Genomic DNA, 23,661 nt, shown 5'->3' with positions numbered 1-23,661 from the left:
TTACGTTGCTTCGAATCGGGGAGGGGCCAGAACGTCAGCCTTACTGCCGTATATTCTCTCAATATGCGTGTCTCCCCACCTGCACATCAAATGCAGGATCTCCTTAAGACTCCAGCCGTACTCAGTCAACTCATACTCAACTTTCGGTGGAACCTGGTTATAAGAAATGCGTGTGACGACGCCCGCCTCTTTTAGCTCCCGAAGCTGCTGTGTTAACACTTTTTGGGTAATTGCAGGTATCAAGCCTTTCAACTCGTTGTTGCGTTTCTTTCCGAAGGTTAAATAAAAAAGTATTACGGGTTTCCACTTCCCGCCAATGACTTCCAGCGTAGCTTCTACCGCAGTGTTGTATATTTTTTCAGGCTTTTTCATTGCTCCACCCCGCCTCCCCTAAATACGTCATTTGATTGTAGAAGTTAAAAAGATTGTGCAAGACGGAAACCAAGGTCATCTATGAAAAATGACGGATGGCTACGACGACGGCACGAAGCCCCACAACCCCTGGCCTCTTCAGCCCAGCTGCCTCCTCAAAAAATTCGGTAGGAGCCGTACACTTGTTCATCATATAAATCCCAACACCACTCCCAAACATTCCCTAACATATCATACAGACCCCATGCATTCGGTTCCTTTCTTCCTACTTCATGGATTTTGCCTCTTGAATTTCCATTGTACCAGGCAATCTAATCAAGCTCTCCGTATCTGTAACCAGTAGTCCCTGCTTTGCATGCATATTGCCACTCTGCCTCTGAAGGAAGCCGATAGCCGTTTGATTCCCAATCACAAATAAAGTTTTCACCATCATTACTTATTGAATAACACTCTTTCAGTCCAGCTTTCTGTGAAAGTAGATTACTAAAAGAAATTGCATCATTCCAAGAAATATTCACAACCGGTTTTTGATCTCCCTCTAAAGAATTAGGTGATTTATTTGTAATAGCATAGTATAAACCCATAGTTACAGGATACTGGGCAAGAAGAAACGGTCTTATTTCAGCTTTCCATTTTCTTTTTATTCTATCGTCTCTTAATTCTATTTCTCCCCCTGGAATCTTTACCATTGGATAGTCAATGTCACTCTTTATTTCATTTAACACCCTACCACCTCCTAATGAACTTTTTACAAATTTTACCTTAATCAGAGCCGATAAATCAATACAAAAACTTTTAACTTGTATGTGGCTTTTTATCTCCCTACGGTGTCTAATTGAATGTAAGGTCAAGAGGAGGTTCCTACAATTGTCTAGAGCTCATGACAAAAGCCCTGTTTATCCGGATAAAGAGGGCAACATCAAACAATTTGAAATCAGCTATGATCAATATCGCAAAAGAATCCGCAAATATCTCTCGTTGAAAGTAAATCCTATGATTGTGGATGACTTAACGCAACAAGTATTCTTAAAGGCAATAGAAAACATTCATACTTTTAAAGAAAATTCCAGTTTATTCACTTGGATTTTCAAGATAGCTCAGAATACAGTGAAAAATGAATTTCGAAGTTTATCACGAAAAAAAGAAATTAACTATGATTTTGCAGATTATGAATCACAGTCTGTCTCTCTTGACTTTGCTAAGAATGTTGAAATTCGTATTGATATTAGTTCTGCGTTAAAACAACTAAATGAACTAGACCAACAGATTATTTCTTTGCGCTTTTTTGTGGACTGTACCTTATTGGAAATTTCCAAGATCGTTGGAATGCGTGAGAGTGCGGTAAAAAACAGGTTGTACCGGTCACTAGAGAAATTAAGAAGAGAATTAAAAGAATGGGGTGATATTACCATAATGTCTATTCAAGAAATAATATCGATTGTAAGTAAAAGTGAAGCAAATGACACGAATGATAGTCTGAAGAAGGTGCATCATGACTTATTTAATGAACTTAAGGATCATGTTGAAAGAATTTCAACAAAATTTAAACACCATCCATCCAGAAAAATTATCATTGAAATTTATCCAGATCTTCCGACTTTCCATCAAGCTGTCGGAGAAGCAAATGCCCCTAATTGGTTCATGGGCACTTTTGAGGAAAACAAATTAAAGATTGTTTCCCCTTTAAATCCTGGACCAGAGCATACGTATCAATCTATTCTTAAATCCACTGTGCATTTGTTCACAATGTGGTTAATTAGTGACATTAATCCCCTTTCTCCGAAATGGTTGCGTCAGGGCATTGGAGGATATGAAGCAAAACTAATGTCCAAAGAGTATATTAAAAGCACTACTTCAGATGCAATCGAGAATCTTGATATCCCAACTTTTCAAGAATTAAATAACGATACTTGGGATTTTGAAACAATGAATGGTTTTCAGTTTTCTTATTTAATTGTGGAATTCATTGCTGATAAATATGGATTAGATGCATTAAACAAAGTGATTAGGAATCCAAATGATTTTAATGGAATCTTTCAACGTTCTGAGTTAGACCTGTATGAGCAATGGGTTGAGCATATTAGAAATAAATAATAATATTCTTGACATGCCGGTTAACAGAAAAGGCTGCCGACCCATTTGGTGTCGACAGCCTGCTCTACTGTTTATTGTGCTGTATTATCCATCCATTGGAAATGGAAGCTTCCCTTTTGATCCAGTCTCTCGAACGTATGCGCCCCGAAATAATCCCTTTGCGCTTGCAGCAAATTAGCCGGCAGCCTCTCTGTACGATAGCTGTCATAATAAGCCAAAGCGGATGCAAAGGCAGGTACCGGAATCCCTCTGGTTACGGCAATCGAGATGACTTTTCTCCAAGCTTCCTGATACTTGTCAACGATCCCGCCGAAGTATTCGTCCAAAAACAGGTTTTTCAGAGCCGGATCCTTATCATAAGCATCCTTAATATTTTGTAAAAACCCTGCTCGGATGATACATCCCCCACGGAATATCATCGCAATGCTGCCATAGTTCAAATTCCAATTGTACGCATCGGATGCAGCTCTCATTTGCGCAAAGCCTTGCGCATACGAAGCGATTTTGCTTGCATACAAAGCTTTGCGAACGGCCTCGATGAATTCTTTCGGATCGCCGTCATAGCTTGATGCCGCAGGACCGTTCAGCTTCTTGCTTGCGGCTACGCGCTCTTCTTTCATTGCGGATAGGAAGCGTGCGAATACGGATTCGGTAATAATGGACAGCGGAACTCCCAAATCCAATGCGCTTTGACTGGTCCATTTCCCAGTACCTTTTTGCCCGGCCGAATCGAGGATCACATCCACCATCGGTTTGCCTGTCACCGGATCTGTCTTCGAGAAAATATCGGCTGTAATCTCAATCAAATAGCTATCCAATTCGCCGTTGTTCCATTCTGTGAAAATGTCATGGAGCTCGTTTGTGCTTACGTTCAGTACATCCTTCAGCAAGTGATACGCTTCGCCAATAAGCTGCATATCGCCATATTCGATACCATTGTGCACCATTTTAACATAGTGGCCGGCGCCGTCTTCCCCGATATAGGTCGAGCAAGCATCGCCGTTCACTTTAGCGGAAATGGCCGTCAAGATTGGCTCAACCAGCTCATACGCGCTCTTTTGCCCGCCTGGCATAATCGCCGGACCTTTCAACGCACCCTCTTCGCCGCCCGATACGCCAGCTCCGATAAAGCGGAAACCTTTAGCTTGCAGTTCTTTGTTTCGTCTTTGCGTATCAGGGAAATAGGCGTTTCCGCCATCGATCAGAATATCTCCTTGACTGAGGTACGGAACGAGTTGATTAATAGTATCGTCCGTAGGTTGTCCCGCTTTGACCATAATTAAAATCTTGCGCGGCGTCTCAAGCGATTGGACGAATTCCTCTACGCTGAACGTACCCACGAAGTTCTTACCCGCCGCTTCTTCCAGAAGCTCATTTGTTTTTTCCGGTGAGCGGTTATATACAGCAACCGAGAACCCTTTGCTTTCGATGTTCATCGCTAGATTTTTACCCATTACGGCCAAGCCGACAACGCCAATTTGCTGTTTACTCATAGTACCCTGCCTCTCTATTATTCCTGTCCTTTTGCAGATAAACGCTTGATGAGCTCGGCTTTCTGTGCCTCGAAGCCAGGCTTGCCCAATAGAGCAAACATATTGACCTTGTAAGCCTCGACGCCCGGTTGATCGAACGGGTTCACGCCAAGCAGCAAGCCGCTGATCCCGCATGCCTTCTCGAAAAAGTACACCATTTCGCCGTACGTATATTCATTAAGCTCATCCAGCTCGACGATCAAGTTAGGTACGCCGCCGTCAACATGGGCAAGCCTTGTACCTTCGGCTGCCTTCTTGTTTACTTCGTTCATCGTCATACCGGCAATAAAATTCAAACCGTCCAAATTGCCCGCGTCTTCTTGAATATTCAGCTCGACCCGCGGCTTCCCAACTGTTAGCACCGTCTCGATCAGATCGCGCCGGCCCTCCTGAACATATTGGCCCATTGAATGTAAATCAGTCGTAAAATCGACGGAGGCCGGATAAAGCCCCTTCTGGTCTTTGCCCTCGCTTTCGCCGAACAGCTGTTTCCACCATTCGGAGACATAATGCAAGGATGGTTCAAAGTTAGCCAGCAGCTCAATTGTTTTTCCCTTACGGTAAAGGGCATTGCGAACGGCCGCATATTGATAGCTTTCATTGGAAGCAAGATCGGCATTATTATATTTCCGGGCAGCGGCTGCCGCTCCCGCCATCATTTGATCGATATCGAGTCCAGCAACGGCAATGGGTAGAAGCCCTACCGGTGTTAGAACGGAATAGCGCCCGCCTACATCGTCAGGAATGACAAACGTTTCGTAGCCTTCTTCATCGGCAAGTTTTTTCAATGCGCCCTTAGATGAATCGGTTGTAGCAAAAATACGTTTTTGCGCTTCCTCTTTACCGTATTTTTTCTCTATATAATCACGCAAAATACGGAATGCGATAGCCGGCTCCGTCGTCGTTCCCGATTTGGAAATGACATTCAGGGAAATATCTTTGCCCTCAAGCAGTTCCAATAAATGAGTAATGTACGTTGAACTGATATTTTGGCCGGCAAAATAAACCTGGGTATTCCCGCTCATCTGATTGTGAAACGTATGGGACAGCGCTTCGATCGCCGATCTGGCGCCCAGATAAGAACCGCCAATACCGATAACGATCAAAGCATCGGAATGGCTGCGAATACGCTGCGCAGCCTGCTTGACTCGCGCAAATTCTTCTTGATCATATTGAAGCGGCAGATCTACCCAGCCCAGATAATCGGATCCCGGGCCTTGCTTCTCATGAAGCATACGGTGAGCTGTGTTCACGAACTCGCTGAAGTAATCCACTTCATGCTGCCCAATAAAAGATAATGCATTTGAATAATCAAATGAAATCGTCATCTGCAAGGTCTCCCCTTCTTATTGGACTGTCTTTTTCCAATCACTAGCGAATTTCTCCATTCCTTGATCCGTAAGAGGATGCTTGGTTAGCTGCTCAATTACGCTGAACGGAATGGTTGCGATATGGGCACCTGCCATTGCCACGCGAGTAACATGATCAGGGTGACGAACCGATGCGGCAATTATTTGTGCATCCAGGTTGTGTACACGGAACAGCTCGGCGATTTTGGCAACGAGCAGGACACCGTCTTCCGAAATATCATCCAAGCGGCCAAGAAACGGCGAGACATAGGTAGCGCCTGCGCGAGCGGCCAATAGCGCCTGGTTAACCGTGAAAATCAAAGTCACGTTTGTTTTAACGCCTTTTTTCGTCAGGTAACGGCATGCCTCCAAGCCTGCAAGCGTCATCGGAAGCTTGATCGTGATGTTTTTGTCATAATTATTGATTTTGATCAGTTCGTTTGCTTGCTCAATCATTTCTTCAGCCGTAATCGCATCAGGCGTTACTTCGGCGGAAACGGATTCCACCTCAGGAACTTCCTTCAAAATTTCTTCAATTCGGTCTTCGAATTTCACGCCTTCTTTGGCAACCAAGGATGGATTCGTCGTAACGCCGGACAAAACACCGATTTTATACGCTTTTTTGATGTCTACCAAGTTTGCTGTGTCGATAAAAAATTTCATAATTAATTACCTCCGATTGTTTTGGGTTAATTTTTTATTATTTTAACAATTGCTTCGTTAAACGAACGACGTTATCAGTGGAGAAACCGAAGTATTCCAGGACTTGGTTGCCCGGTCCCGATGCACCGAACGTATCGATCGTCACTAATATGCCGCTTGGTCCTACGTAACGGTCCCAGCCAAGCGAAATTCCGGCTTCAATGGCTACCCGATTGGATACGGAGTCAGGAAGAACGCTTTGCTTGTAAACATCCGGCTGACGTTCGAACAGCTCTCTGCTCGGCATGGCAACAACACGTACGGAGATGTTATCCCGCTCAAGCTCCGCTTTGGCGTTCACAGCAAGCGATACCTCCGAACCGGTTCCGATCAGGATGACATCCGGCTTATCGTTTGTTTCAGTCAGAACGTAAGCTCCTTTAGCTACTGCGTCAACATTGGCTTTTGTCGACTCATATATCGGGAGATTTTGTCTGCTCAATACAAGAGCAACCGGACCTTCATTTTGCTGCAGCGCATACGCCCAAGCGCTCGACGTTTCATTGGCATCGGACGGTCGAATAACCGTAAGACCCGGGATGGTACGCAGCGCAGCCAAATGCTCGACAGGCTCATGCGTAGGTCCGTCTTCCCCAACGGCTATCGAATCATGGGTAAAGACGTAAATGACAGGCAGCTTTTGCAGTGCAGCCAGACGGATAGATGGACGCAAATAATCGCTGAATACGAAGAAGGTACTGACGAACGGTTTTACGCCTCCATGCAGCGCCATACCGTTGCCGGCTGCGCCCATCGCATGCTCACGGACGCCGAAGTAAATATTGCGTCCCGCGTAAGATTCAACCGCGAACATTTGCTCCCCTTTAATATCTGTCATCGTCGAATGCGATAAATCGGCGCTGCCGCCAAAAATAGCAGGAACGGTTTTTACGTAGTGATTGATAGCTTCGCCGCTCGCTACGCGGGTTGAAATCGTCTTGGATGCATCAAACGTCAGGATATTGGAAGCGTCAATTGAAACGGTACCGTCAATAACTTGTGCGAGTTCCTTGCCTTGAGCCGGATATTGGACCGTATAAGAAGCAAGCAGTTTGTTCCATTCTTCTTCTTTAAGTCCGCCCTTGCTTTTAAGCTGCTCGAAATGAGCTTTAACCTCTGCCGGAACGGTGAACTCTTCCTCGTAATTCCAGCCGTAAACTTCCTTGGTGGCCTTCGCCTCTTCTTTGCCGAGCGGATTGCCGTGTACTTTATTCGTTCCAGCTGCCTTGCTGCCGTAACCGATAATCGTCCGAATCTCGATGAGCGTAGGCTGCGAATCATTTTGCTTAGCTGCCGCAATCGCTTCTGCAATACTCGAAATATCATTGCCGTCCTCAACGCGTAAATATTGCCAATTAGCCGACTCCGCTCTTTTTTGAACATTCTCTCCGAAAGAAAGGTTTAGTGCTCCGTCCAAAGAGATGTCGTTGGAATCGTACATGACGATCAATTTGCCAAGCTTCATATGTCCAGCCATGGACATCGCCTCGTATGAAATGCCTTCCATCAGACAGCCGTCTCCGACAAGCGCATACGTATAATGGTCAATGACCGAGTAACCGTCTTGATTGAATTTTGCGGCCAGATGAGCTTCGGCCATCGCCATTCCGACTGCCATCGCAACCCCTTGTCCCAAAGGACCGGTTGTGGCATCAACGCCATCCGTGTGCCCGAATTCAGGATGTCCCGGTGTCTTGCTGTTCAGCTTGCGGAACTGTTTCAAATCGTCAAGCGACACCTGATAGCCGGACAAATGCAGAAGGCTGTACAGCAAAGCGGAACCGTGACCTGCAGACAATACAAAACGGTCGCGGTTAAACCACTTGGAATGGCCGGGATTGTGACTCAAAAATTGGGACCAAAGGGTGTACGCCATCGGCGCTGCTCCCATTGGAAGCCCCGGATGACCGGAATTGGCGCTGTTAATGGCATCAATTGACAAGGTGCGGATCGTATCGATCGCTAACTGTTCAATGGTTTGTGTTGTAGGCATATTGTTTCCCTTCCTCTGCTTCAATTTCTTGTTCAGGCTTGGTATCGAACCACCAATGATAGCCGTCCTGGGCTAGTAACGCATCGGACTCGACAGGCCCATTAGTGCCCGCTGCATACGGATGAAGCGGAACCAGGTTCTCTTCGAATGCTTCCAGGATCGGCTCAACCCATGCCCAGGACATTTCGACTTCATCCCAATGGGCAAAAAACGTAGCGTCGCCGTGCATTGCATCGTGAATTAAATTTTCGTAAGCCTCGGGAAAATCCTTTTCACCTGGATGAAGGTCGATATGAATAGGTTTGAATTCCCCTTTATGCTGGGGATCCTTCGTATTTATTTGAAGCGTAATGCCTTCGTGAGGACTCATTTCAATGACAAGAAGATTAGGTGCTATGAGATCTTCGCTTGCCGATAAGGTCTGCTTAGACGGATCTTTAAATTCAATAACGATCCGCGTCGATTTCTCCTTCATTCTTTTGCCTGTACGGATATAGAAAGGAACTCCCCGCCAAAAGTAATCATCGATTTGCAATCTGGCGGCAATAAACGTATCGTTCTTAGATGCAGGAGCAATGCCCGGCTCGGACGTATAGCCGATTACCGGCTTTCCTTGGATGCTTCCTGCTTCGTACTGCCCGCGGATAACGCTGGCTCCAACATCCTGTTTTTGCAGCGGCTCGAGGGCCTCCATTACCTGCTTCTTCTTAAAGCGCACCTTATCGGAGGCGCTCTTCTGAGGCAGCTGAATCGCCGTCATCATAAGCAATTGCAGCATATGGTTCTGGAACATGTCTCTTATCGCGCCTACGTGATCGTAATAACCCGCTCTTTCTTCCACGCCGACGGTTTCATTTGCCGTAATCTGCACGTTGGCAATATGACGGTTGTTCCATAACGCCTGTATGACCGGGTTGGTCTGCTGCAAAGACTCAAGCCTCTGCACCATCGGCTTGCCGAGATAATGATCGATCCGGTAAATCTCATCTTCCGCAAAAGCATTGCTCAGCTTCTGATTAAGATCACGGGCAGATTGCAAATCATGTCCGAAAGGCTTCTCGATCACAAGACGCTTCCAGCCATTTGCGGAACCTAGCCCGCTATCTTGAATGTTGGCTGCGATTGTTTCAAAAAACTCAGGTCCAACAGATAAGTAAAACATGCGATTCGGTGGAATGCGAAGCTGCTCTTCCCGCTGTTCAATGAGCAGCAGAAGCTTCTGATAATCTTTCTTTTGGCCAATATCCAGAACGCTGTACCGGAATGCCTGCAGGAATTCTTTCAGCAATGCAGGGTCGTTCGCTTGGCGTCTGGAAAAATCTCGAAGAGATTGCTCGACATTTGCCTGAAATGATGCGTCAGTCCATTCTCTTCTTCCAAGGCCGATTAAGGAAAAAGATCGCGGCAGCTTATTATCGAGGAACAAATTATACAGGGCCGGGTAAATCTTTCTTTTGGCTAAATCCCCTGTTGCTCCAAACAAGACAATCGTGATTGGCTCCATTCTCCATCTCCTTCCATCAGAGCTTAATTGTTACGTCCGGCATGATATTAACGTCAGTTAAAGTAACATGAACATTATCCCACTCCGCATGCTCTGGTTTCTTTTCTGTAATTCCACTATAATACGATTAGCGGACATACAAGTAATTAATATATTTTACAGGAGCTATAGATCACGTCTATGAATAACGAATTGTATAAAGTTTTTTATTGGGCATCGAAGACAGGAAGTCTGACACAGGCTGCCAAAGCGTTGTATCTCACACAACCAAGCGTCAGCCATGCTATCAAACAGCTGGAAGACAGCTTTGGCATCACATTGTTTTACCGGAATTCCAAAGGCGTTGAGCTGACGCAAGAGGGCGCTATACTGTATTCCTATATTGAGCAGTCTCAGATCTTAATATCGCTGGCCGAAGAAAAAATGGCCGCGCTTAGAAATTTGGACAGCGGCGAGCTGCGTATCGGCGGTAGCGATTCGCTGTTTAAGCATTACTTGCTTCCTTATTTGGAAGATTTTCATAAGAAGTATCCCCGCATTAGATTGCACCTGAATCATGGAACGACGCCGGAAGTTATTGCTTTCTTGAAAGAAGGAAAAATTGATTTGGGCGTCGTTCGTATGCCGATCGACGATCCTCAGCTGGAAGTGAGGGAAAGTATTCAGCTTAGGGATTGCTTTGTAGCGGGGGAACGTTATGCCGAGCTTAAGAACATGGTTTTATCGCTGGATAAGTTGCTCGAGCACCCCGTCATCCTATTCTCCCGGAATAGCCGGGCACGAATGGCCATTACGGAATTGTTTCAAAGCTATGGCTATAAACTCAAACCTGAAATTGAGGTAGGAAGCGTGGATCTACTTATCGAGTTTGCTCGGAGAGGACTCGGAATCTCTTATGTAACCAGAGAATTTGTTTCGAAGGAGCTGGAGGAGGGCTCCCTCTTCGAGATTCAATTAGACGTGCCGCTGCCGCCCTCTCACGTAGGGATTATGATTATGCGGAACATGCCGCTTTCCAGTGCAGCAAGCAAGTTAATTGAGCTGGTTCGCTAAACTTTTATGTCTGCAACTATGGTCCAATTGCATTTATTGTACCTGCTCTCACATCGCAAAAACCGCCAAAATCCTTGATTTTCAAGGATTTTGGCGGTTTGTATCTGATGGATTTAGGGTTGTACCTCGCTCCTTGCTTTGAAAGAGGCATTTATGACGCATCCATCAAACAAGTATTGAAAAAAATTACCCTTCCAGCACATCCGCTCCTAATTCGCCCGCAACCTCAATCATTTTGGGGATCACCGCTTCATTGGCGGCGGATACGTAAATATCTCCCTCATAATGCCTGAATGGGATTTTTGTATCACCATAGCTCCACATGAAAAAATCTCCCTCAATGGACATGCTGGTTGAACCTGTTACCGTAAACACTGATGAATAGGCAAAATCAGGTTTGGACGAGAAATACTGTTTGCACTCTTCCAAAGATATGATTTGCGCCGAATTGCCATTTTCCTGAAATGCTCTTGTAATACGATAGCGTTGACTCATTGATATTCCTCCAATTTAAATTGTCCGGTTAGCGTAGCAAGCTTTTTTCTATTTTTGTATTAATCGTTCAAAAATAATTTCGTACGCTGTAGGTTTCCCGTGACCATTATAATGTGTCGGCAAAACCTGTACTAATCTCCATCCGTCTTTTGCATGTTCACCAATTGTTTCTCTATGTACTGCATCTGTGAAAAATCCACCTAATGAAGTTTCTACATATTTATATTCATACAAGCCTAGTCCCACCCTTCACTTAGTATACGTGTTAAGTACGGTTCCAGATCGCTGAACGTTGCAATTATCCTCCCGTACTTCAATAAAATAACACCAGTAACCGTGCTACACAATGACTTATTCAGCTCTCTTTTCCCATTTTACTACCTAATAATAATTACACGTCCAGATTTTTGACCTTACCACCTGTGAAAAAGGCTTTGGAAAGGTTATTCCACATAAAAGGCTGCTCTTCCATCATATAGAGACGAGAAGAGCAGCCTGCAGTTACTTAAACTTGATTTTTGGAGATACCATTTAAACTTGGTACGTAATCAGCGGCCTTGTTGCTCGATAGCGTTTGCGCTTCTTCAGTGAAATTAGCGTTATTCTGCTGATTATTTTTCGTATCTGCGCGGTTATCTTCGCGGTCATGCTTGGGATCGGCGTCATTTTTGGGCATAGCGTTTCACCTCCATCTCGTATTTAGTATGAGATGGTATCTTGCATTTTATCCCAATTGTCTGATACTAACTGCAATCCAGTACCATCGTACAGCAGTCAGCCCGGAGATATTAGCCGGTTCAATGGGCCGATCACCTTCACTTGTTTTTTAATTTAGCTATCGTGTCCCGTTATCGATTCCCTTCGTTTCTTAACAAAACAATCTCTTTTAACTAAAAGAACAAAAGGCTTTTTCTTTGCAATGCTTTTTCTGATGTTCGAAGGTTTCACAAAAACAACTTTAACAATTGAACCCGGTGAAAAATCGTTCACAAAAATTAGACGTGACAACATATACTGTTGTGCATAATTGCGAGTTACTTCAATAAACAGGAGCTGCCTCGAAGCAAGCTCCTTAACTATCGTTCCCAGCTAGCTCAATTATTGTCTGAAAGAATAATCTGTATTGTGGTGCTTGTTCGTGGGTTTATCAGTTTTGATTGATAATCTTTTGTAATTTCAATATCTTCCGGAGGCAACGAAACCTTCACATCGTAAGTGCCCGAGAGTGCTGGTTCAAGTCGTGATTTGCTGTGATACTTCGATATGAAAATCCACTTATCTTCGACCTTTTGACCAGGCTCCAGTGTAGAGATGCCTAAATCTGAAGTGCAACCTTCGCCTTGTTTTGTTGACAAGTTGGTATTTGTTTCTTGGTGAGTGATATTAATTAAAGCATGGTTAGGACAACTAGAGCTTCCGGAAACATAGGTTAAAGCTTCTTTTCCCCGATTCGTCACGGATGTGAAGACTTCAATTTCTTCATTCATTCCAAAGTGGTTATTACTTAGCTTGATTTCATACGCTAGGTCCCCAATTGTTTCCTGATGTAGAACTGGACCTGATTTTTCTGTTTCGTTAGAACATCCTGTTGCAAAAACAATACTTAATATAACAACAAGAAATGCTTTCTTCAAAACCAATCTTCCTCCCACTGTATTCGTACTAAATTATAGACGCGTTTTGAGAGGGAAAAGTTGTATCGACGAGCGAGGTAATTACTAGTACTAAACTGCGTTAAATATCGAACAATCCCCTTCGAATCAAGTTTGCGGTAATCGGCTGCTTTCCAATTTCTCGCGACCATACAGATAATTGACCGATGTGGTGGATCTCATGGGCGAGAACATGTCGCATAATCTCCCCGTATTTGAAGCTCTCCCATTCGCCTGTTTCGTTTTGGTCGGACAAATTACGAGTTTCCATGCCGCTATTCCATGCGTAGATGAATGGACTGATTTCCGCATGGCAACGTGCTGAAAAATCTCTTAACTTCTGCACGTGGGCACAGTCCTCGAACGGAGGCTTTTGAGGTTTCTTTCCTTGTAAATCGCTTATCCAGCTGTACTCGACATCTACAATGTGAAACAGCGTATAGAGAATGCTGCCCTGACCGCCTGAGCGTTTCTTCAGCAACTCTTTCTCGGTTACCAAGTCGCACCAGTCAAACCAATCTTTGCGCACTTGCCAGTAATACTCGAATAGTTTTAACATGGCAGACTGCCTCCTTTTTATGGTTTTTTCAACTCCATTTGATTGATCTAAAGCTGGAATCGATCTTTAATCAATAGTGCTGTTTCAGCCGGCGTTCGAGTGGTAGTTTGAATCCTAATGTAGTTTTTCCTTGAGATTTCACCCGGTATTGAGTTCAACCTATGATTTTCCATAGTCTGAATTAAATCCCTTTCTGATCGTTTGACGTCCCGCTTAGTCGGCTTATAGTGCAAGCGATGAGGGGACTTGTTGCGCGTAAGCCTTTCCTCTAAATCAGCCTCGAGCTCCACAAAGCATACCTCATGCCCCTTAGACTCAAAAATGTCACAGATTTGTTCGACAAAACTCCAGTCTCCTGGTAAATCGAACGCCCATACGTATGTGAACATGAATCCAGCACTATTGCTTTGAGACATCTGCTCAAAGATTTCCTTTCGAAACAGATCGGATAACCTCCACATCTCAGGCCCGAAGCCAAAATAAGGATGAAGCAACTCAATTGTCTGATGGTTGTGAAACAACTTCATAGCTGTGATTTTCTCAAGTTCGTGACCTACTGTCATCTTCCCTACAGCCTGGGGACCAAATATAAGTATGAACTTCATCCTTACCTCCTATTTTGGATTATTTCTCCACTTTTAATTGTGGTCTGATCATTAAGAGCAAACGAGCTGCTGACCATCTCTTTGCTTTGTTTTTTGAAAGCCAATATGCTCTCGTATCCCGTTTGCATAACCTTCGAATGAAATAATCCTCAGCACTACTTAGGTACTTCAAACTTCTCTAGTTAGCTAGTTATTCATCAAATGAAAGCAAGTAAATAGCTGCAGCTATAAGGATGCTCAATTGAGATACGTTCATTACTTTGGGAGTCCTACTAATACTTAATCCAACTTGGGAGTATTAGAAAAATTATTGTAACAATCACGTTTATAGCAAGCATGAACTCGCCAATCTTATTACTCACGACTGCCCCAAAATCATTTACGTACCGTTTGGAAACCAATACTGTCCCTAACCAAAACGGTATTGATGCTAACAAAGGATAGTGAAAACCATCAGTTCCGTTGGAATATAAATCGAGTCCGATTATTTTAAAGAGAGAATGGCTTACAATGAAATTCCCAAAATTCCAGTTTATTAAAAATCCCAAAAGTACAAGAACTAAAGAAAGTGACCCATAACCAAATGGTTTCATAGGCAGAATAGCGGGATGACCTTAACATTTGAATACGCTAAGGCACTTAATGTTACTACAGAGGAAAAAATGGAAAAATTCAAGTGACAGTGTTTCTCATTATGGTATCATATGGATAAAATCTTTAACGGGGAAAGACTGCCGATACTGGCAGCCTTCTCCTGATGGTTATTGGTTATTAAAGTGAGTTTGAAGCTTGACTGACCAATGACACCAACTGTTTGGAATTAAACGTATCCCCTTTACGTAGTTTCAGTGTTTTTCTTTCCGGGGGACCATCAAACATTCCTTCCGGAAGCTCCAACATGTCAGCATTAAAGATGGTAAAACTGACTGTGTCTTTCGATATCGAGATTACGACGGCGTATTTTCCGTTTTTTAAAAAATGGGGCTTCTTATACTGAATGCGTTCATGCGCATCCGGTATAGCTTGGTGGACAACTTCACGAAGAGAAGCGGATAATTCTTGCTGCCATGGTTCTTTTATCGCCTGAATAAAATCTGTTACTTCTTGGTTCATTTTTCCTACACTCCTCTATTATTTAAATTAAAGCTGGTTGATGATTTGGTATTCTTCTTGAACATATAGAGTTGGTCTTGCAAATCTGATTCAAGTGCCTGTATTCTAGGTTCTCGTAAAGAATCCGAATTCTCTTCGAGCCTTCGTATTTCGATTTCGAACTCACCGAGGCCCGCCGGAACCGGCATACGGAGGGCCCAATTCAGTTCCTCGTCATCCGTCCTCACATCGATCAGGGTAAATTCCGCTATGAGCGTTTTATCTGCTGAAAAAGGGCCAACCTGCACCCTTGGCTCTCCCCTATGCGGTGGATATGTTATCCTTATCCCACTTGAACTTGGCTGAAGAACTTCTGCAGCTAGAAGCGCACCGGCTTTGACCAAAAACTGCTTGTACGTAATCGTTGCATTGTTATACTCTCGGCTATGATATACTCCTGCTTCCGAGTACACTGTCGACTTGACAATCAACATGAATCGCATTATTGTTCCCCTCCTTCTGGGATGAAGAATTGAGGCGGTATAAGCTGCCGCAATTCTTCCCTTACTGTAACGACGAGTGGGAAACCATATAATCGACAAAATGGCTAAAAATATTTATCCGATGTTCTAGACATACAATCAGCCGCTCGGTTCAGTAATAGTGCCCTTTCGCGCTCATTCCGGGTCATGGAAGCGGCGCGTTCAAATTCTGTACGGGCTTCAGCGTACCGTCCCAGCTTCACTAGGAGATCCCCGCGAACGCTCGGCAGCAGATGGTAATCTTTTAAAGAAGGTTCAGCATTCAGATTGTCGATAATCTGCAATCCGAAGGAAGGACCAAACGCCATGGAAATGGCGACCGCGCGGTTTAATTCAACGATCGGTGAAGGCGCCACTCTCGAAAGCGCTTCATAAAGAGCGGCAATTCGGGGCCAATCTGTCTCGACTGCCGTCGGCGCCTGCGCATGACAAGCGGATATCGCAGCCTGCAACGAGTAAGGCCCGAGCGGCCGTCCTAGTTTTCGGCTGCGATCCAATGCCGCCAAACCACGGCGAATCAACAGTTGGTCCCACTGCGCCCGGTTTTGATCCATAAGTAGAACGGGTTCTCCCTTAGAGTCCACCCGTGTCTTCAACCTCGAAGACTGTATCTCCATTAGCGCGACAAGTCCGTGAACTTCCGATTCAAGAGGTGTGATCTCGGCAAGTATGCGCCCCAATCTCAGTGCTTCCTGACATAGTAGCGGACGAATCCATTGATTTCCGGATGTTGCCGAATATCCTTCATTAAACATAAGGTAAATCACTTCGAGCACTGTAGACAGACGGTCTTTAAGTTCCTCCCCGTCAGGCATCTCGAAAGGAACCTTCTCGGTCTTAAGGGTTTTCTTAGCACGGACAATTCGCTGTGCAATCGTCGATTCGGCGACAAGAAAAGAACGAGCGATTTCATCTGTGGTGAGCCCGCATAACAGGCGAAGCGTCAGGGCAACTCTGGCATCCTGCGATAACACTGGATGACAGGTCATAAAGATCAGACGAAGGAGATCGTCACCGATCTCCCCGTCCAAAACTTGATCTATGTCTTCCTCTGTAAATAAATCCATACTGTGAGCGATCTCTACATACTTCTGATCACGCAGCTTCGTCCTGCGAATATTATCAATAGCGCGCCGTTTCGCCGTCGTCATCAGCCATGCACCCGGATTTTCTGGTATACCGCTCTCCGGCCACCTCTCAAGAGCAATTACTAGTGCATCCTGAACAAGATCCTCTGCAAGGCCGACATCCCGAACCATTCTTATTAACCCTGCGATAAGTTTTGCTGACTCCATTCGGCATATTGCGTCAATCGTTCGTTCGGTATGGGAACCATTCACGCTCTTTTCTGCTCCTCAAGCTGATTGCGAAGCGCCGCTTCTTTCGCAAGTGAATCGGGATTATCCATTATGTCCCCTATCTCGGACACCTGTCTGAGCTCAATCTCTCCCTGTCCAAAACCATGAGGGTCAGGCATGCGAAGTGCCCATTCAATCGCTTCTTCCTTCGACTTGACTTCAATCAATGTATATCCTGCGATTATTTCTTTTGCTTCCGTAAACGGGCCGTCAACAACCTTCGGTTTGCCTCCGGGTTCCGGGTAGGAAATCCGTATTCCACTCGAACTGGGTTGCAGACCATCGGCAGCAAGCAAAACTCCAGCCTTCACCAATTCCTCGTTATACTTCTGAATGGCATCAATAAGCTCTTGACTAGGCATAACCCCCGCCTCTGAATCTGTCGTGGCTTTCACGATCATCATAAATCTCATATATGTATACCTCCTATTTTTTTAGTGAAGCTTCTTTGTACCCGTTAAGAACCCCCGAGTAAATCCGCTTCTATGTGTATTCGACGAATCAATGATGACAAATGCGCCAGCCCATATTTCTTGCTTGAACAATTATATTTTCGACGAAAGAATACCAAGTTCCTATCGCATATTTTTTAAACCTAAAACTTAGAAGTTTCGGAGAGTTCTTTCTTTTCAAAGTAATGAATCGGGCGGATTTCCAGGCGCCAGCCAAACTGCTCGCCCTCCCCCACTTGCGTAGTCGGATGAAGGGAAGCTACCCTGATGGCATCTTCCATGTCCTGTGCTTCTATGAGGAACACGCTGCCTATCATCTCCTTAGTCTCAGTAAAGGGACCGTCCGTAATCGTCACCTTCCCGTTCTCCCGGCGCAAGCACTTTGATTCCAAGGCCAGGCCAGCATCCATAATTACTTGGCCGCTATTATAGAATTCTTCAAGGTGAGGCTGACATAACCTCATCACTGCGTTGATCTCCGTCTCCGGACGGGAATCCATTTTCTCATGATCTAAGTACCCCAAACACAGAAATTTCATTTTAATATCCTCCTTAAGATGAGATGAATTGTGCCTCTATTCATACGACGAACGGTAGTTAACAAAATCGACACAGGTAATAACTTATTTCAAAAAAATAATCCGGGGTCTCTTTAAAGCGACGCAGCTCATCCATGCTCCTCATATGCTGCACCACAGAGCATGGAAATTAATCCGTTCTTTCATGGTAGTTGAACGATTTGTCACCTAATTATCTCCGATCAGATTACCTTCCTTATCATAGTATTTATATTTAAAGGTATAGGTTTTACCCTGTGATTCAGGTAAGTCGATCCAAGTAACAGACTTCTGGTTGACGATAAACTCCTGTTCGATCACTTGTTCATTTATGCCTAATTGCATTTTAGCAATATCATTTGCTTGATTTGTTACAATCATAAATTTCGAAAATTCAGCTTTATTGGTCGACTCGTGAATTATATATGTGGTAAATGATCGATTTGCACTTTTTTCTATATGACTCCATTCATAATTACCTTTTTGATTTTTAAAAAATTGAACATATGCAGGATTATTATTAGATAAAAAGCCAACAACCCTTACATCGGAAATATCTTTAATCTCTAAAATCTCGATCGTTTCGTTTTCATAACCTTCAATCGGTGCTATTGTTTTTGTCCTCATATCCCCAACGTTCCAAAAGCCATACGTATTCAGTGATATCCTTCTCATCTAGACGTCCCAATTTCATCTTCGCAAGAAGGACGAGTTCATTGCGATCTGTGTATTCAAATTCCTTGTATATCTCCTGGTTCTTTTTATGAAAAAGGTGAATCCGTTCTGTAAGTTCGTAATAGGGCACTGTCCGAATCCGTTCTGTAAGTTCGTAATAGGGCACTGTCCCTTGCTCCTAGGTAAGTATGGGTTACTCGAACATCTCAACGATTCTTCGGCTTAACTTAGGTAAAGTGATCTTAATTCAATACGTAAAGCCAAGCTCGTTCCCATCTGGATCTTCAATCGTAAACTTAGTAACCCCATACGGTGTTGTATGTAAATCTTCAACAACAGTTACTTTATCTTTTAACGTATCCCAAAGTTTTTCTAGGTTAGATACTTGGAAATTAACTCTTCCCTTTGATGGATAACTTTCATCTTCTTGAATTGAAAAATCAGCACCCCCTTTTGATTCGAAACCAATGTAATACGGTTTATCTTCCGGGTATCTTACAGAAACTTTAAACCCCAGTGTTTCCTCGTACCATTTTGAAACTTTAATTACGTCAGAGACATTAATTCTTACATGAGTCAATACTGTCTTCATTCGTAAACCCTCCCTTCTCGTTATAAATCAATTGCGTTTTTCTTCATTGAATGAAACATCTCCGGTGGTGTCAGCCAAAACTGAACGGCTACATATTGCAAATCAAATTGAACAATTTGTTAACAATTCAACATACATAGTTCTCGTTTTCATTCTCAGATTTGAATCGGAGTACTTCCTTGTAAACGCGTGATAACATCTGTACATCATGGGTTAGTAGTGTTTAGACATGCTATACATTATTGAGGAACGTGAAGTTTCCCCAAATCAAGTAGTCAAAATTGTTTCTGCGAAAGCAACCTTTTTTATAAGACTCGGATATTCCTCAGGGGTTGAGCCGTCTTCTACGCTCCAGCATATCCCCATTGCAGTTTCCACATAAAGGCATTGTTTTAATATGTCGTTTGGAATATTAAGCTTTTTTTCTAAGATGTATATTATATCGTTTATTTTCTTATATAATTCCGTAGTTATTTCATCACCAAATTCATTTAATATAAAACGTGGAACATCAAATACAGGATCGCCTATTACGCCTTTAGGGTCAATAATTATATACTCTCCATCATTACCAAGTAAAATATTATCATGATGAAAGTCGCCATGAAGCAGCATCTTTTGTGAATAAATAGTAGAAACCGATAGGCAGATATCTTTTGCTTTTTTCATATACAAATATAATTCTTTACAATCTTGTCGCTTGCTCATGTATTCTGTTATCCTACCGACCCACTCTGTGTAAGTTGGATATATTTCTGCTTTAGCGGGCGTAATATGCAAGCCATTGTATAGGGAACAAAATACGGATAGTCTCTTAAGAAGAGAACTCTCATCCCTTAAAGGATTCCCAGGCTGAACACATTCTTCAAGTATCACGCCATTTTCAATATCTTCGTCAAAGACTCTGCAAAATCGTCTTCCGTTATATTCACACAAAGTATTAAATTCTGTGAAAGTTTCTCCGAAAGAAGGATTACCTATTTTAATCACTACGTTTCCAAAGTTTTCTGAACAGCATATAAAAACTATGTTTGCAGAATATGAAGGAATAAATTGAATAGAGGTTAAAGTCCACTTATCAGCATATACTTCGATATCACTCAAAACTTTTTCATAAAAATCTTTGCCAAAACGGTTAATAATATTTTCGATTTCATTTTGTTTGAAACAATAACGTTTGTTCATCCTTAGGACCTACCTCCACTCCTCGATCATCTTATTTCCATAATTAGCATAATCATTTTTAACTATTATTCTTCAGGGACTGGTTTTTTCCTCCTCTCATAAACATGGTTTACTATGCAAACCTGCCCGCTACTAGAGTAAAGAGCTGGTCTCCCAGCCCCTCCTCATCAAACCGTACGTGAGGTTTTCCCTCATACGGCTTTCCGATGTTCGTCATTCATGGGCATGCAGATTACAAGAGCTTCTTCAATCCATGTAATTTTGTCAAATGCCTTACCTCTTGAAAGGATCCCATCCATCTCACTCGTTGCCGTTTCTTCGCATACCATCTTGTGAACCGCTGTAAGATGTACCAATCTAGCTTGGCTAATTTCCGTTGGCTGTAAGCCGTGTAGTAGTAATTCCGCCAACCTTGAATCTTGGGGTTTAACCATGCGACATGTTCTGCAAATGAACACTTACGCATACTGGGTGGTGCAAGTCGTTCCTTCACCACTTCGCGTATGCGTGTTTCTGCTTTCTGCGTTAACCATTGCTGTGTCGTGTAGTAGACACGTGCTTGTGACGTCTCCGCTTTGGTCTTACGATGATGCATCCCCAGAAAGTCAAAGCCTTCTTCTCCCGTCCATAAACCCACTATCCGTGTTTTGGTCGGATGCAGGGTCAACTCTAACCGTTCCATGATCGTCCGGATGAGTTCATATGCACGCATGGCGTCCTTTCTAGTTTTGCATACAACCACGAAATCGTCCGCATAACGTGTTAATTCTCCTAACGGTTTTCCATGGCGTTCCCATAACAGATCAAGGTAGTTCAAATAGATGTTTGCTAGTAACGGCGAGATAACTCCACCCTGCGGTGTCCCTAAATCCGACCGCCGAACGCTTCCTTCCTCCATGACCCCCGCACTGAGCCACTTCCTCACCAACTTCAATATTCGCCGATCACTGATTCGCATAACGACCAGCTTCATTAGCTTCTCTTGGTTGATGTTGTCGAAGTATCCTTGGATGTCGACGTCGACCACCCAATTCCCTTTGCGATTGCATGCTTTTCGGATTCGTTCTAGCGCTTGTTTGGCACTGCGTTTTGGGCGGAAGCCGAACGAGCTTTCTTGGAAATCCGCTTCAAAGATAGGCTCAATGACAAGCTGCCATTTGTACGACTCGGTCACGAATGGTCGGGATGCCGAGCGGCCTTTGTTTTCCATCCTTCTTGGGGATGTACTTCCTCCGAACAGGCGAAGGATGGTAGTCCCCTTCCTTCAGCAGTTGGTGGCATTCTTCTATGAACTGAAATTCACCTTGCTTCTCAATGTCTGCAAGGGTTTGTTCATCTACACCCGCTGCGCCTCTGTTTGCGCGTACTCGCCTCCACGCTTCCCACAGAATATCCCTTCGGTACACCTTGTCATACAGAGCATGGAATCTTCGCTTCTTGTTTTCCTTGGCCGCACGACCTAGCTTCTCTTGGAGTTGTTGAACGTTTTCCTTTGGTGTCGTTAGCCCTTGGGCATTCACTGACTCGTACCTCCTTAAGAAACATGAACAAAGCAGGGCTCCTTCCCTCCTGCAGGTTGTGTTGTCCTGCAGTTCCTCAGTACTATGAGCCCCTCGGACTCCCTTCCTGCAAGCCGATCACTTCATCTTTTGGATTTATAGACCGCTTCTTTACGGTTCTTTTTTTTTAAAAAAAACTTCCGTGCAGGGGAGGGTCTCCCCAGTTCACTGCATCCTCTTTCATACCATGCCGATCCCCTTACGCCGGAGGATTCTTCACTGCCGCTCCAAGTTCATAGCAGTTTCCGTGGCCTTCACCCGTTGAAGCGAGGTTCGGCTTCCCCTTCTCCCTCTTGCGAGGCCTTTTTGACGACGCGGCAGGATTCACTTAATGTTACGGCCTGGCATGTTGCTCGCCCTGTCTCCGACAAGACTTTTGTCGATGCGCTTCTGCGCAAAGCTTTCGCCGTACGCAGGCATCCTAGCTACATGGGGGCTTGGCCCCTCCCATGACCGGATTTTCACCGGCTAGAAGATGCGTGCCTCTGGGCACTCCTTCAACAAAAAAAAGGAGTTGCCGCAGGCAATCTCCTCAACTCTCGTTTAAGAATCTGTTTTAGACGTTTCATTATTCGACATTGATCACCAACATTATTTAACCTTTTTTCGGAACGGCGCAAATAACGGAAACGAGATTGATTTCGCCGGCACCCAGACCGATGTGCCATTCATCCGAGGTGCTCAATACCCCCATTGGGATGTGCAGGGATAAGCCGTTCATGTCCGGGTTCGGCGAGAAACCGGCCCGTTCCAACCGGTCGATCCAATGAGCCGTCGACTCATGGCGTTCACAGCGCAAATGCTCGGGGTTTCCGATAATGTCCTCGATCTCGCGACTGAAGAAAATTTTCAGCGCGCGCTTTTGTTCCGGCGGTATATCCAACTGATCGATCAATTCGAACACCAGGGAGAAATGCTGCCAGCAATTAATGAACCGGCTGATCGCGTCGGACGTCTGATGGTCCGAATCCGGCTCGCACATGACGACGACGGCCGGACGAAGCGAGCTAAGCTTGCGCAATACGCCATTCTTACCTGCTGATCCCGCATGCGTATCGCGAATGTGGTGCAGCGCGAAGGATGCATTGACAATCTTGCTGCTGCCTACGGCTAACCTACTCCAAATCTCGTCCGGCATGCTCTCGATTTCATACGGAATCGGATGAAACGAGACGCGGATTCCGCAGCTTTCGGCGGCTACCATAACGTTCTCCTGCGCTTGCCGCAAGCACTGTTCGTTTGGTTCGATCGCAAACAGCTCAATCGACGAAGGGCGTCTATCCTGAAGCGCCAGCTCCTGAAGCAGCGATACGATTTGGCGTCCGGTGCCGATCCCGATCTCCAGAAACGAAACAGGTTCGCCGGGATGGACATAGCGGGCCAGCAGGCTATTCGCAAAACGCGATGCGTTGGCGACCAACGGATATTTTTGTGCGAGCAAATTAAACAGCTCGATCTGCGGAACATCGTACTTCCGCAAATAAAGGTTCATTTGTTCGTTTCGGACGGGATCCAGCCTCTTCATCAGGGCCGTGGCGAATAAATAAGGCAGCATGTCGTCAGGATTCTCCGCGATCTCCAGTGTCTCCGCGAAACGGGCAAGCTCCGTCCGGGCAACCGTTTCACCTCCATCAACCATCGATCCGAGCAGCAATGACTTGAGCTTGTCGTAAGAGGATAATTGCAAAACTGTCATTATTATCATCCTTTCTAGTGGTCCAATAGACATTTCGCCAATG

Annotated in this window: 25 protein-coding genes and 1 pseudogene; 2 read left to right on the top strand and 24 right to left on the bottom strand. The window is 44.5% G+C overall.

Going from position 1 to position 23,661, the window contains the following annotated elements; genetic code table 11:
* Positions 1 to 372, bottom strand: a complete 372-nt coding sequence (locus DFP97_RS06330) for a winged helix-turn-helix transcriptional regulator (RefSeq protein ID WP_114379131.1) — start codon at positions 370 to 372, stop codon at positions 1 to 3.
* 44 nt (positions 373 to 416) lie between these two features.
* Positions 417 to 1,061, bottom strand: a pseudogene (locus tag DFP97_RS06325) (formylglycine-generating enzyme family protein).
* A 178-nt stretch (positions 1,062 to 1,239) separates the two neighbouring features.
* On the opposite strand from DFP97_RS06325, the gene DFP97_RS06320 reads away from it, so the two are divergent.
* Complete coding sequence (locus DFP97_RS06320; protein ID WP_114379130.1) at positions 1,240 to 2,466, top strand: RNA polymerase sigma factor; 1,227 nt, start codon at positions 1,240 to 1,242, stop codon at positions 2,464 to 2,466.
* Positions 2,467 to 2,537: 71 nt separating this feature from the next.
* On the opposite strand, the gene gndA is transcribed toward DFP97_RS06320, so the two are convergent.
* From gndA to zwf, 5 genes are read right to left on the bottom strand one after another with little or no spacing between them, the layout of a single operon-like run.
* The gene (gene gndA / locus DFP97_RS06315) at positions 2,538 to 3,959 is read right to left on the bottom strand and encodes an NADP-dependent phosphogluconate dehydrogenase (RefSeq protein WP_114379129.1); all 1,422 of its coding nucleotides are present in this window, start codon (positions 3,957 to 3,959) and stop codon (positions 2,538 to 2,540) included.
* A gap of 17 nt (positions 3,960 to 3,976) precedes the next feature.
* A complete protein-coding gene (locus DFP97_RS06310) occupies positions 3,977 to 5,326 on the bottom strand; it encodes a glucose-6-phosphate isomerase (RefSeq protein ID WP_181873375.1) in 1,350 nt (449 codons plus the stop codon).
* Between the two features lie 18 nt (positions 5,327 to 5,344).
* Positions 5,345 to 6,010 carry a fructose-6-phosphate aldolase gene (fsa, locus tag DFP97_RS06305; RefSeq protein ID WP_114379127.1) on the bottom strand — a complete coding sequence of 222 codons (666 nt, stop codon included), beginning with the start codon at positions 6,008 to 6,010 and terminating at the stop codon, positions 5,345 to 5,347.
* 37 nt (positions 6,011 to 6,047) lie between these two features.
* Positions 6,048 to 8,042 carry a transketolase gene (gene tkt, locus DFP97_RS06300; RefSeq protein ID WP_114379126.1) on the bottom strand — a complete coding sequence of 665 codons (1,995 nt, stop codon included), beginning with the start codon at positions 8,040 to 8,042 and terminating at the stop codon, positions 6,048 to 6,050.
* Entirely contained in the window at positions 8,020 to 9,546 is a 1,527-nt protein-coding gene (zwf, locus tag DFP97_RS06295; protein ID WP_114379125.1) for a glucose-6-phosphate dehydrogenase, read from the bottom strand. Before zwf ends, tkt begins: the two co-directional genes overlap by 23 nt.
* A gap of 180 nt (positions 9,547 to 9,726) precedes the next feature.
* Here zwf and DFP97_RS06290 point away from each other — a divergent pair, with 180 nt between their 5' ends.
* Positions 9,727 to 10,599 (top strand): LysR family transcriptional regulator, encoded by an 873-nt coding sequence (locus DFP97_RS06290; protein ID WP_114379124.1) that lies wholly within the window; start codon positions 9,727 to 9,729, stop codon positions 10,597 to 10,599.
* A gap of 186 nt (positions 10,600 to 10,785) precedes the next feature.
* Here the strand turns inward: DFP97_RS06290 and DFP97_RS06285 are convergent, their stop codons facing one another.
* The 17 genes from DFP97_RS06285 to DFP97_RS06210 all read right to left on the bottom strand — a co-directional run bounded on the left by DFP97_RS06285 (position 10,786) and on the right by DFP97_RS06210 (position 23,618).
* Entirely contained in the window at positions 10,786 to 11,094 is a 309-nt protein-coding gene (locus tag DFP97_RS06285) for a hypothetical protein (protein WP_114379123.1), read from the bottom strand.
* A 48-nt stretch (positions 11,095 to 11,142) separates the two neighbouring features.
* Complete coding sequence (locus DFP97_RS06280; protein WP_114379122.1) at positions 11,143 to 11,328, bottom strand: DUF4177 domain-containing protein; 186 nt, start codon at positions 11,326 to 11,328, stop codon at positions 11,143 to 11,145.
* A gap of 271 nt (positions 11,329 to 11,599) precedes the next feature.
* Positions 11,600 to 11,770: a hypothetical protein gene (locus DFP97_RS30630; RefSeq protein WP_181873374.1), complete on the bottom strand. Its 171-nt coding sequence runs from the start codon at positions 11,768 to 11,770 to the stop codon at positions 11,600 to 11,602.
* Positions 11,771 to 12,188: 418 nt separating this feature from the next.
* Positions 12,189 to 12,728 (bottom strand): hypothetical protein, encoded by a 540-nt coding sequence (locus tag DFP97_RS06275; protein ID WP_114379121.1) that lies wholly within the window; start codon positions 12,726 to 12,728, stop codon positions 12,189 to 12,191.
* Positions 12,729 to 12,828: 100 nt separating this feature from the next.
* Positions 12,829 to 13,305: a DinB family protein gene (locus DFP97_RS06270; RefSeq protein ID WP_114379120.1), complete on the bottom strand. Its 477-nt coding sequence runs from the start codon at positions 13,303 to 13,305 to the stop codon at positions 12,829 to 12,831.
* Positions 13,306 to 13,352: 47 nt separating this feature from the next.
* Positions 13,353 to 13,910, bottom strand: coding sequence for a DEAD/DEAH box helicase family protein (locus DFP97_RS06265; protein WP_114379119.1), 558 nt, complete (start codon positions 13,908 to 13,910; stop codon positions 13,353 to 13,355).
* A 771-nt stretch (positions 13,911 to 14,681) separates the two neighbouring features.
* Positions 14,682 to 15,023 carry a DUF1801 domain-containing protein gene (locus tag DFP97_RS06260; RefSeq protein WP_114379118.1) on the bottom strand — a complete coding sequence of 114 codons (342 nt, stop codon included), beginning with the start codon at positions 15,021 to 15,023 and terminating at the stop codon, positions 14,682 to 14,684.
* Between the two features lie 5 nt (positions 15,024 to 15,028).
* The gene (locus tag DFP97_RS06255) at positions 15,029 to 15,505 is read right to left on the bottom strand and encodes a YciI family protein (protein WP_114379117.1); all 477 of its coding nucleotides are present in this window, start codon (positions 15,503 to 15,505) and stop codon (positions 15,029 to 15,031) included.
* Positions 15,506 to 15,609: 104 nt separating this feature from the next.
* Positions 15,610 to 16,839, bottom strand: a complete 1,230-nt coding sequence (locus DFP97_RS06250) for an RNA polymerase sigma factor (RefSeq protein WP_114379262.1) — start codon at positions 16,837 to 16,839, stop codon at positions 15,610 to 15,612.
* Positions 16,840 to 16,880: 41 nt separating this feature from the next.
* The gene (locus DFP97_RS06245; RefSeq protein ID WP_114379116.1) at positions 16,881 to 17,315 is read right to left on the bottom strand and encodes a YciI family protein; all 435 of its coding nucleotides are present in this window, start codon (positions 17,313 to 17,315) and stop codon (positions 16,881 to 16,883) included.
* 182 nt (positions 17,316 to 17,497) lie between these two features.
* Positions 17,498 to 17,893, bottom strand: a complete 396-nt coding sequence (locus tag DFP97_RS06240) for a YciI family protein (RefSeq protein ID WP_114379115.1) — start codon at positions 17,891 to 17,893, stop codon at positions 17,498 to 17,500.
* Between the two features lie 207 nt (positions 17,894 to 18,100).
* Entirely contained in the window at positions 18,101 to 18,538 is a 438-nt protein-coding gene (locus tag DFP97_RS06235; RefSeq protein ID WP_114379114.1) for a hypothetical protein, read from the bottom strand.
* A 295-nt stretch (positions 18,539 to 18,833) separates the two neighbouring features.
* Entirely contained in the window at positions 18,834 to 19,178 is a 345-nt protein-coding gene (locus DFP97_RS06225; RefSeq protein ID WP_114379112.1) for a VOC family protein, read from the bottom strand.
* A 267-nt stretch (positions 19,179 to 19,445) separates the two neighbouring features.
* Positions 19,446 to 20,363: an aminoglycoside phosphotransferase family protein gene (locus DFP97_RS06220; RefSeq protein WP_114379111.1), complete on the bottom strand. Its 918-nt coding sequence runs from the start codon at positions 20,361 to 20,363 to the stop codon at positions 19,446 to 19,448.
* A gap of 232 nt (positions 20,364 to 20,595) precedes the next feature.
* Positions 20,596 to 21,573 (bottom strand): group II intron reverse transcriptase/maturase, encoded by a 978-nt coding sequence (gene ltrA, locus DFP97_RS06215; RefSeq protein ID WP_245975936.1) that lies wholly within the window; start codon positions 21,571 to 21,573, stop codon positions 20,596 to 20,598.
* Complete coding sequence (locus DFP97_RS31370) at positions 21,503 to 21,883, bottom strand: reverse transcriptase family protein (protein ID WP_245975934.1); 381 nt, start codon at positions 21,881 to 21,883, stop codon at positions 21,503 to 21,505. The genes ltrA and DFP97_RS31370 overlap by 71 nt, the downstream gene beginning before the upstream one ends.
* A 634-nt stretch (positions 21,884 to 22,517) precedes the next feature.
* Positions 22,518 to 23,618, bottom strand: a complete 1,101-nt coding sequence (locus DFP97_RS06210) for a GRAS family protein (protein ID WP_181873372.1) — start codon at positions 23,616 to 23,618, stop codon at positions 22,518 to 22,520.
* Positions 23,619 to 23,661 lie beyond the last annotated feature (43 nt).

The organism is Paenibacillus prosopidis, from assembly GCF_003337375.1.
Lineage (GTDB): Bacteria > Bacillota > Bacilli > Paenibacillales > Paenibacillaceae > Pristimantibacillus > Pristimantibacillus prosopidis.
Note: the sequence above shows the minus strand (reverse complement) of the source record. Positions and strands in the feature narration are given on the sequence as shown.

Bases quoted from the DNA above. Each gene is read 5' to 3' on its own strand.
- ltrA (WP_245975936.1), bottom strand. From the start codon at position 21,573: ATGGAAAACAAAGGCCGCTCGGCATCCCGACCATTCGTGACCGAGTCG.
- DFP97_RS06265 (WP_114379119.1), bottom strand. From the start codon at position 13,910: ATGAAGTTCATACTTATATTTGGTCCCCAGGCTGTAGGGAAGATGACA.
- DFP97_RS06330 (WP_114379131.1), bottom strand. From the start codon at position 372: ATGAAAAAGCCTGAAAAAATATACAACACTGCGGTAGAAGCTACGCTG.
- DFP97_RS06290 (WP_114379124.1), top strand. From the start codon at position 9,727: ATGAATAACGAATTGTATAAAGTTTTTTATTGGGCATCGAAGACAGGA.
- DFP97_RS06245 (WP_114379116.1), bottom strand. From the start codon at position 17,315: ATGAGATTTATGATGATCGTGAAAGCCACGACAGATTCAGAGGCGGGG.
- DFP97_RS06220 (WP_114379111.1), bottom strand. From the start codon at position 20,363: ATGAACAAACGTTATTGTTTCAAACAAAATGAAATCGAAAATATTATT.
- gndA (WP_114379129.1), bottom strand. From the start codon at position 3,959: ATGAGTAAACAGCAAATTGGCGTTGTCGGCTTGGCCGTAATGGGTAAA.
- fsa (WP_114379127.1), bottom strand. From the start codon at position 6,010: ATGAAATTTTTTATCGACACAGCAAACTTGGTAGACATCAAAAAAGCG.
- DFP97_RS06235 (WP_114379114.1), bottom strand. From the start codon at position 18,538: ATGAGGACAAAAACAATAGCACCGATTGAAGGTTATGAAAACGAAACG.
- DFP97_RS06270 (WP_114379120.1), bottom strand. From the start codon at position 13,305: ATGTTAAAACTATTCGAGTATTACTGGCAAGTGCGCAAAGATTGGTTT.
- DFP97_RS06240 (WP_114379115.1), bottom strand. From the start codon at position 17,893: ATGAAATTTCTGTGTTTGGGGTACTTAGATCATGAGAAAATGGATTCC.
- tkt (WP_114379126.1), bottom strand. From the start codon at position 8,042: ATGCCTACAACACAAACCATTGAACAGTTAGCGATCGATACGATCCGC.
- DFP97_RS06225 (WP_114379112.1), bottom strand. From the start codon at position 19,178: ATGAAGACAGTATTGACTCATGTAAGAATTAATGTCTCTGACGTAATT.
- DFP97_RS06255 (WP_114379117.1), bottom strand. From the start codon at position 15,505: ATGCGATTCATGTTGATTGTCAAGTCGACAGTGTACTCGGAAGCAGGA.
- DFP97_RS06210 (WP_181873372.1), bottom strand. From the start codon at position 23,618: ATGACAGTTTTGCAATTATCCTCTTACGACAAGCTCAAGTCATTGCTG.
- DFP97_RS06250 (WP_114379262.1), bottom strand. From the start codon at position 16,839: ATGGAGTCAGCAAAACTTATCGCAGGGTTAATAAGAATGGTTCGGGAT.
- DFP97_RS06260 (WP_114379118.1), bottom strand. From the start codon at position 15,023: ATGAACCAAGAAGTAACAGATTTTATTCAGGCGATAAAAGAACCATGG.
- DFP97_RS06310 (WP_181873375.1), bottom strand. From the start codon at position 5,326: ATGACGATTTCATTTGATTATTCAAATGCATTATCTTTTATTGGGCAG.
- zwf (WP_114379125.1), bottom strand. From the start codon at position 9,546: ATGGAGCCAATCACGATTGTCTTGTTTGGAGCAACAGGGGATTTAGCC.
- DFP97_RS06285 (WP_114379123.1), bottom strand. From the start codon at position 11,094: ATGAGTCAACGCTATCGTATTACAAGAGCATTTCAGGAAAATGGCAAT.
- DFP97_RS30630 (WP_181873374.1), bottom strand. From the start codon at position 11,770: ATGCCCAAAAATGACGCCGATCCCAAGCATGACCGCGAAGATAACCGC.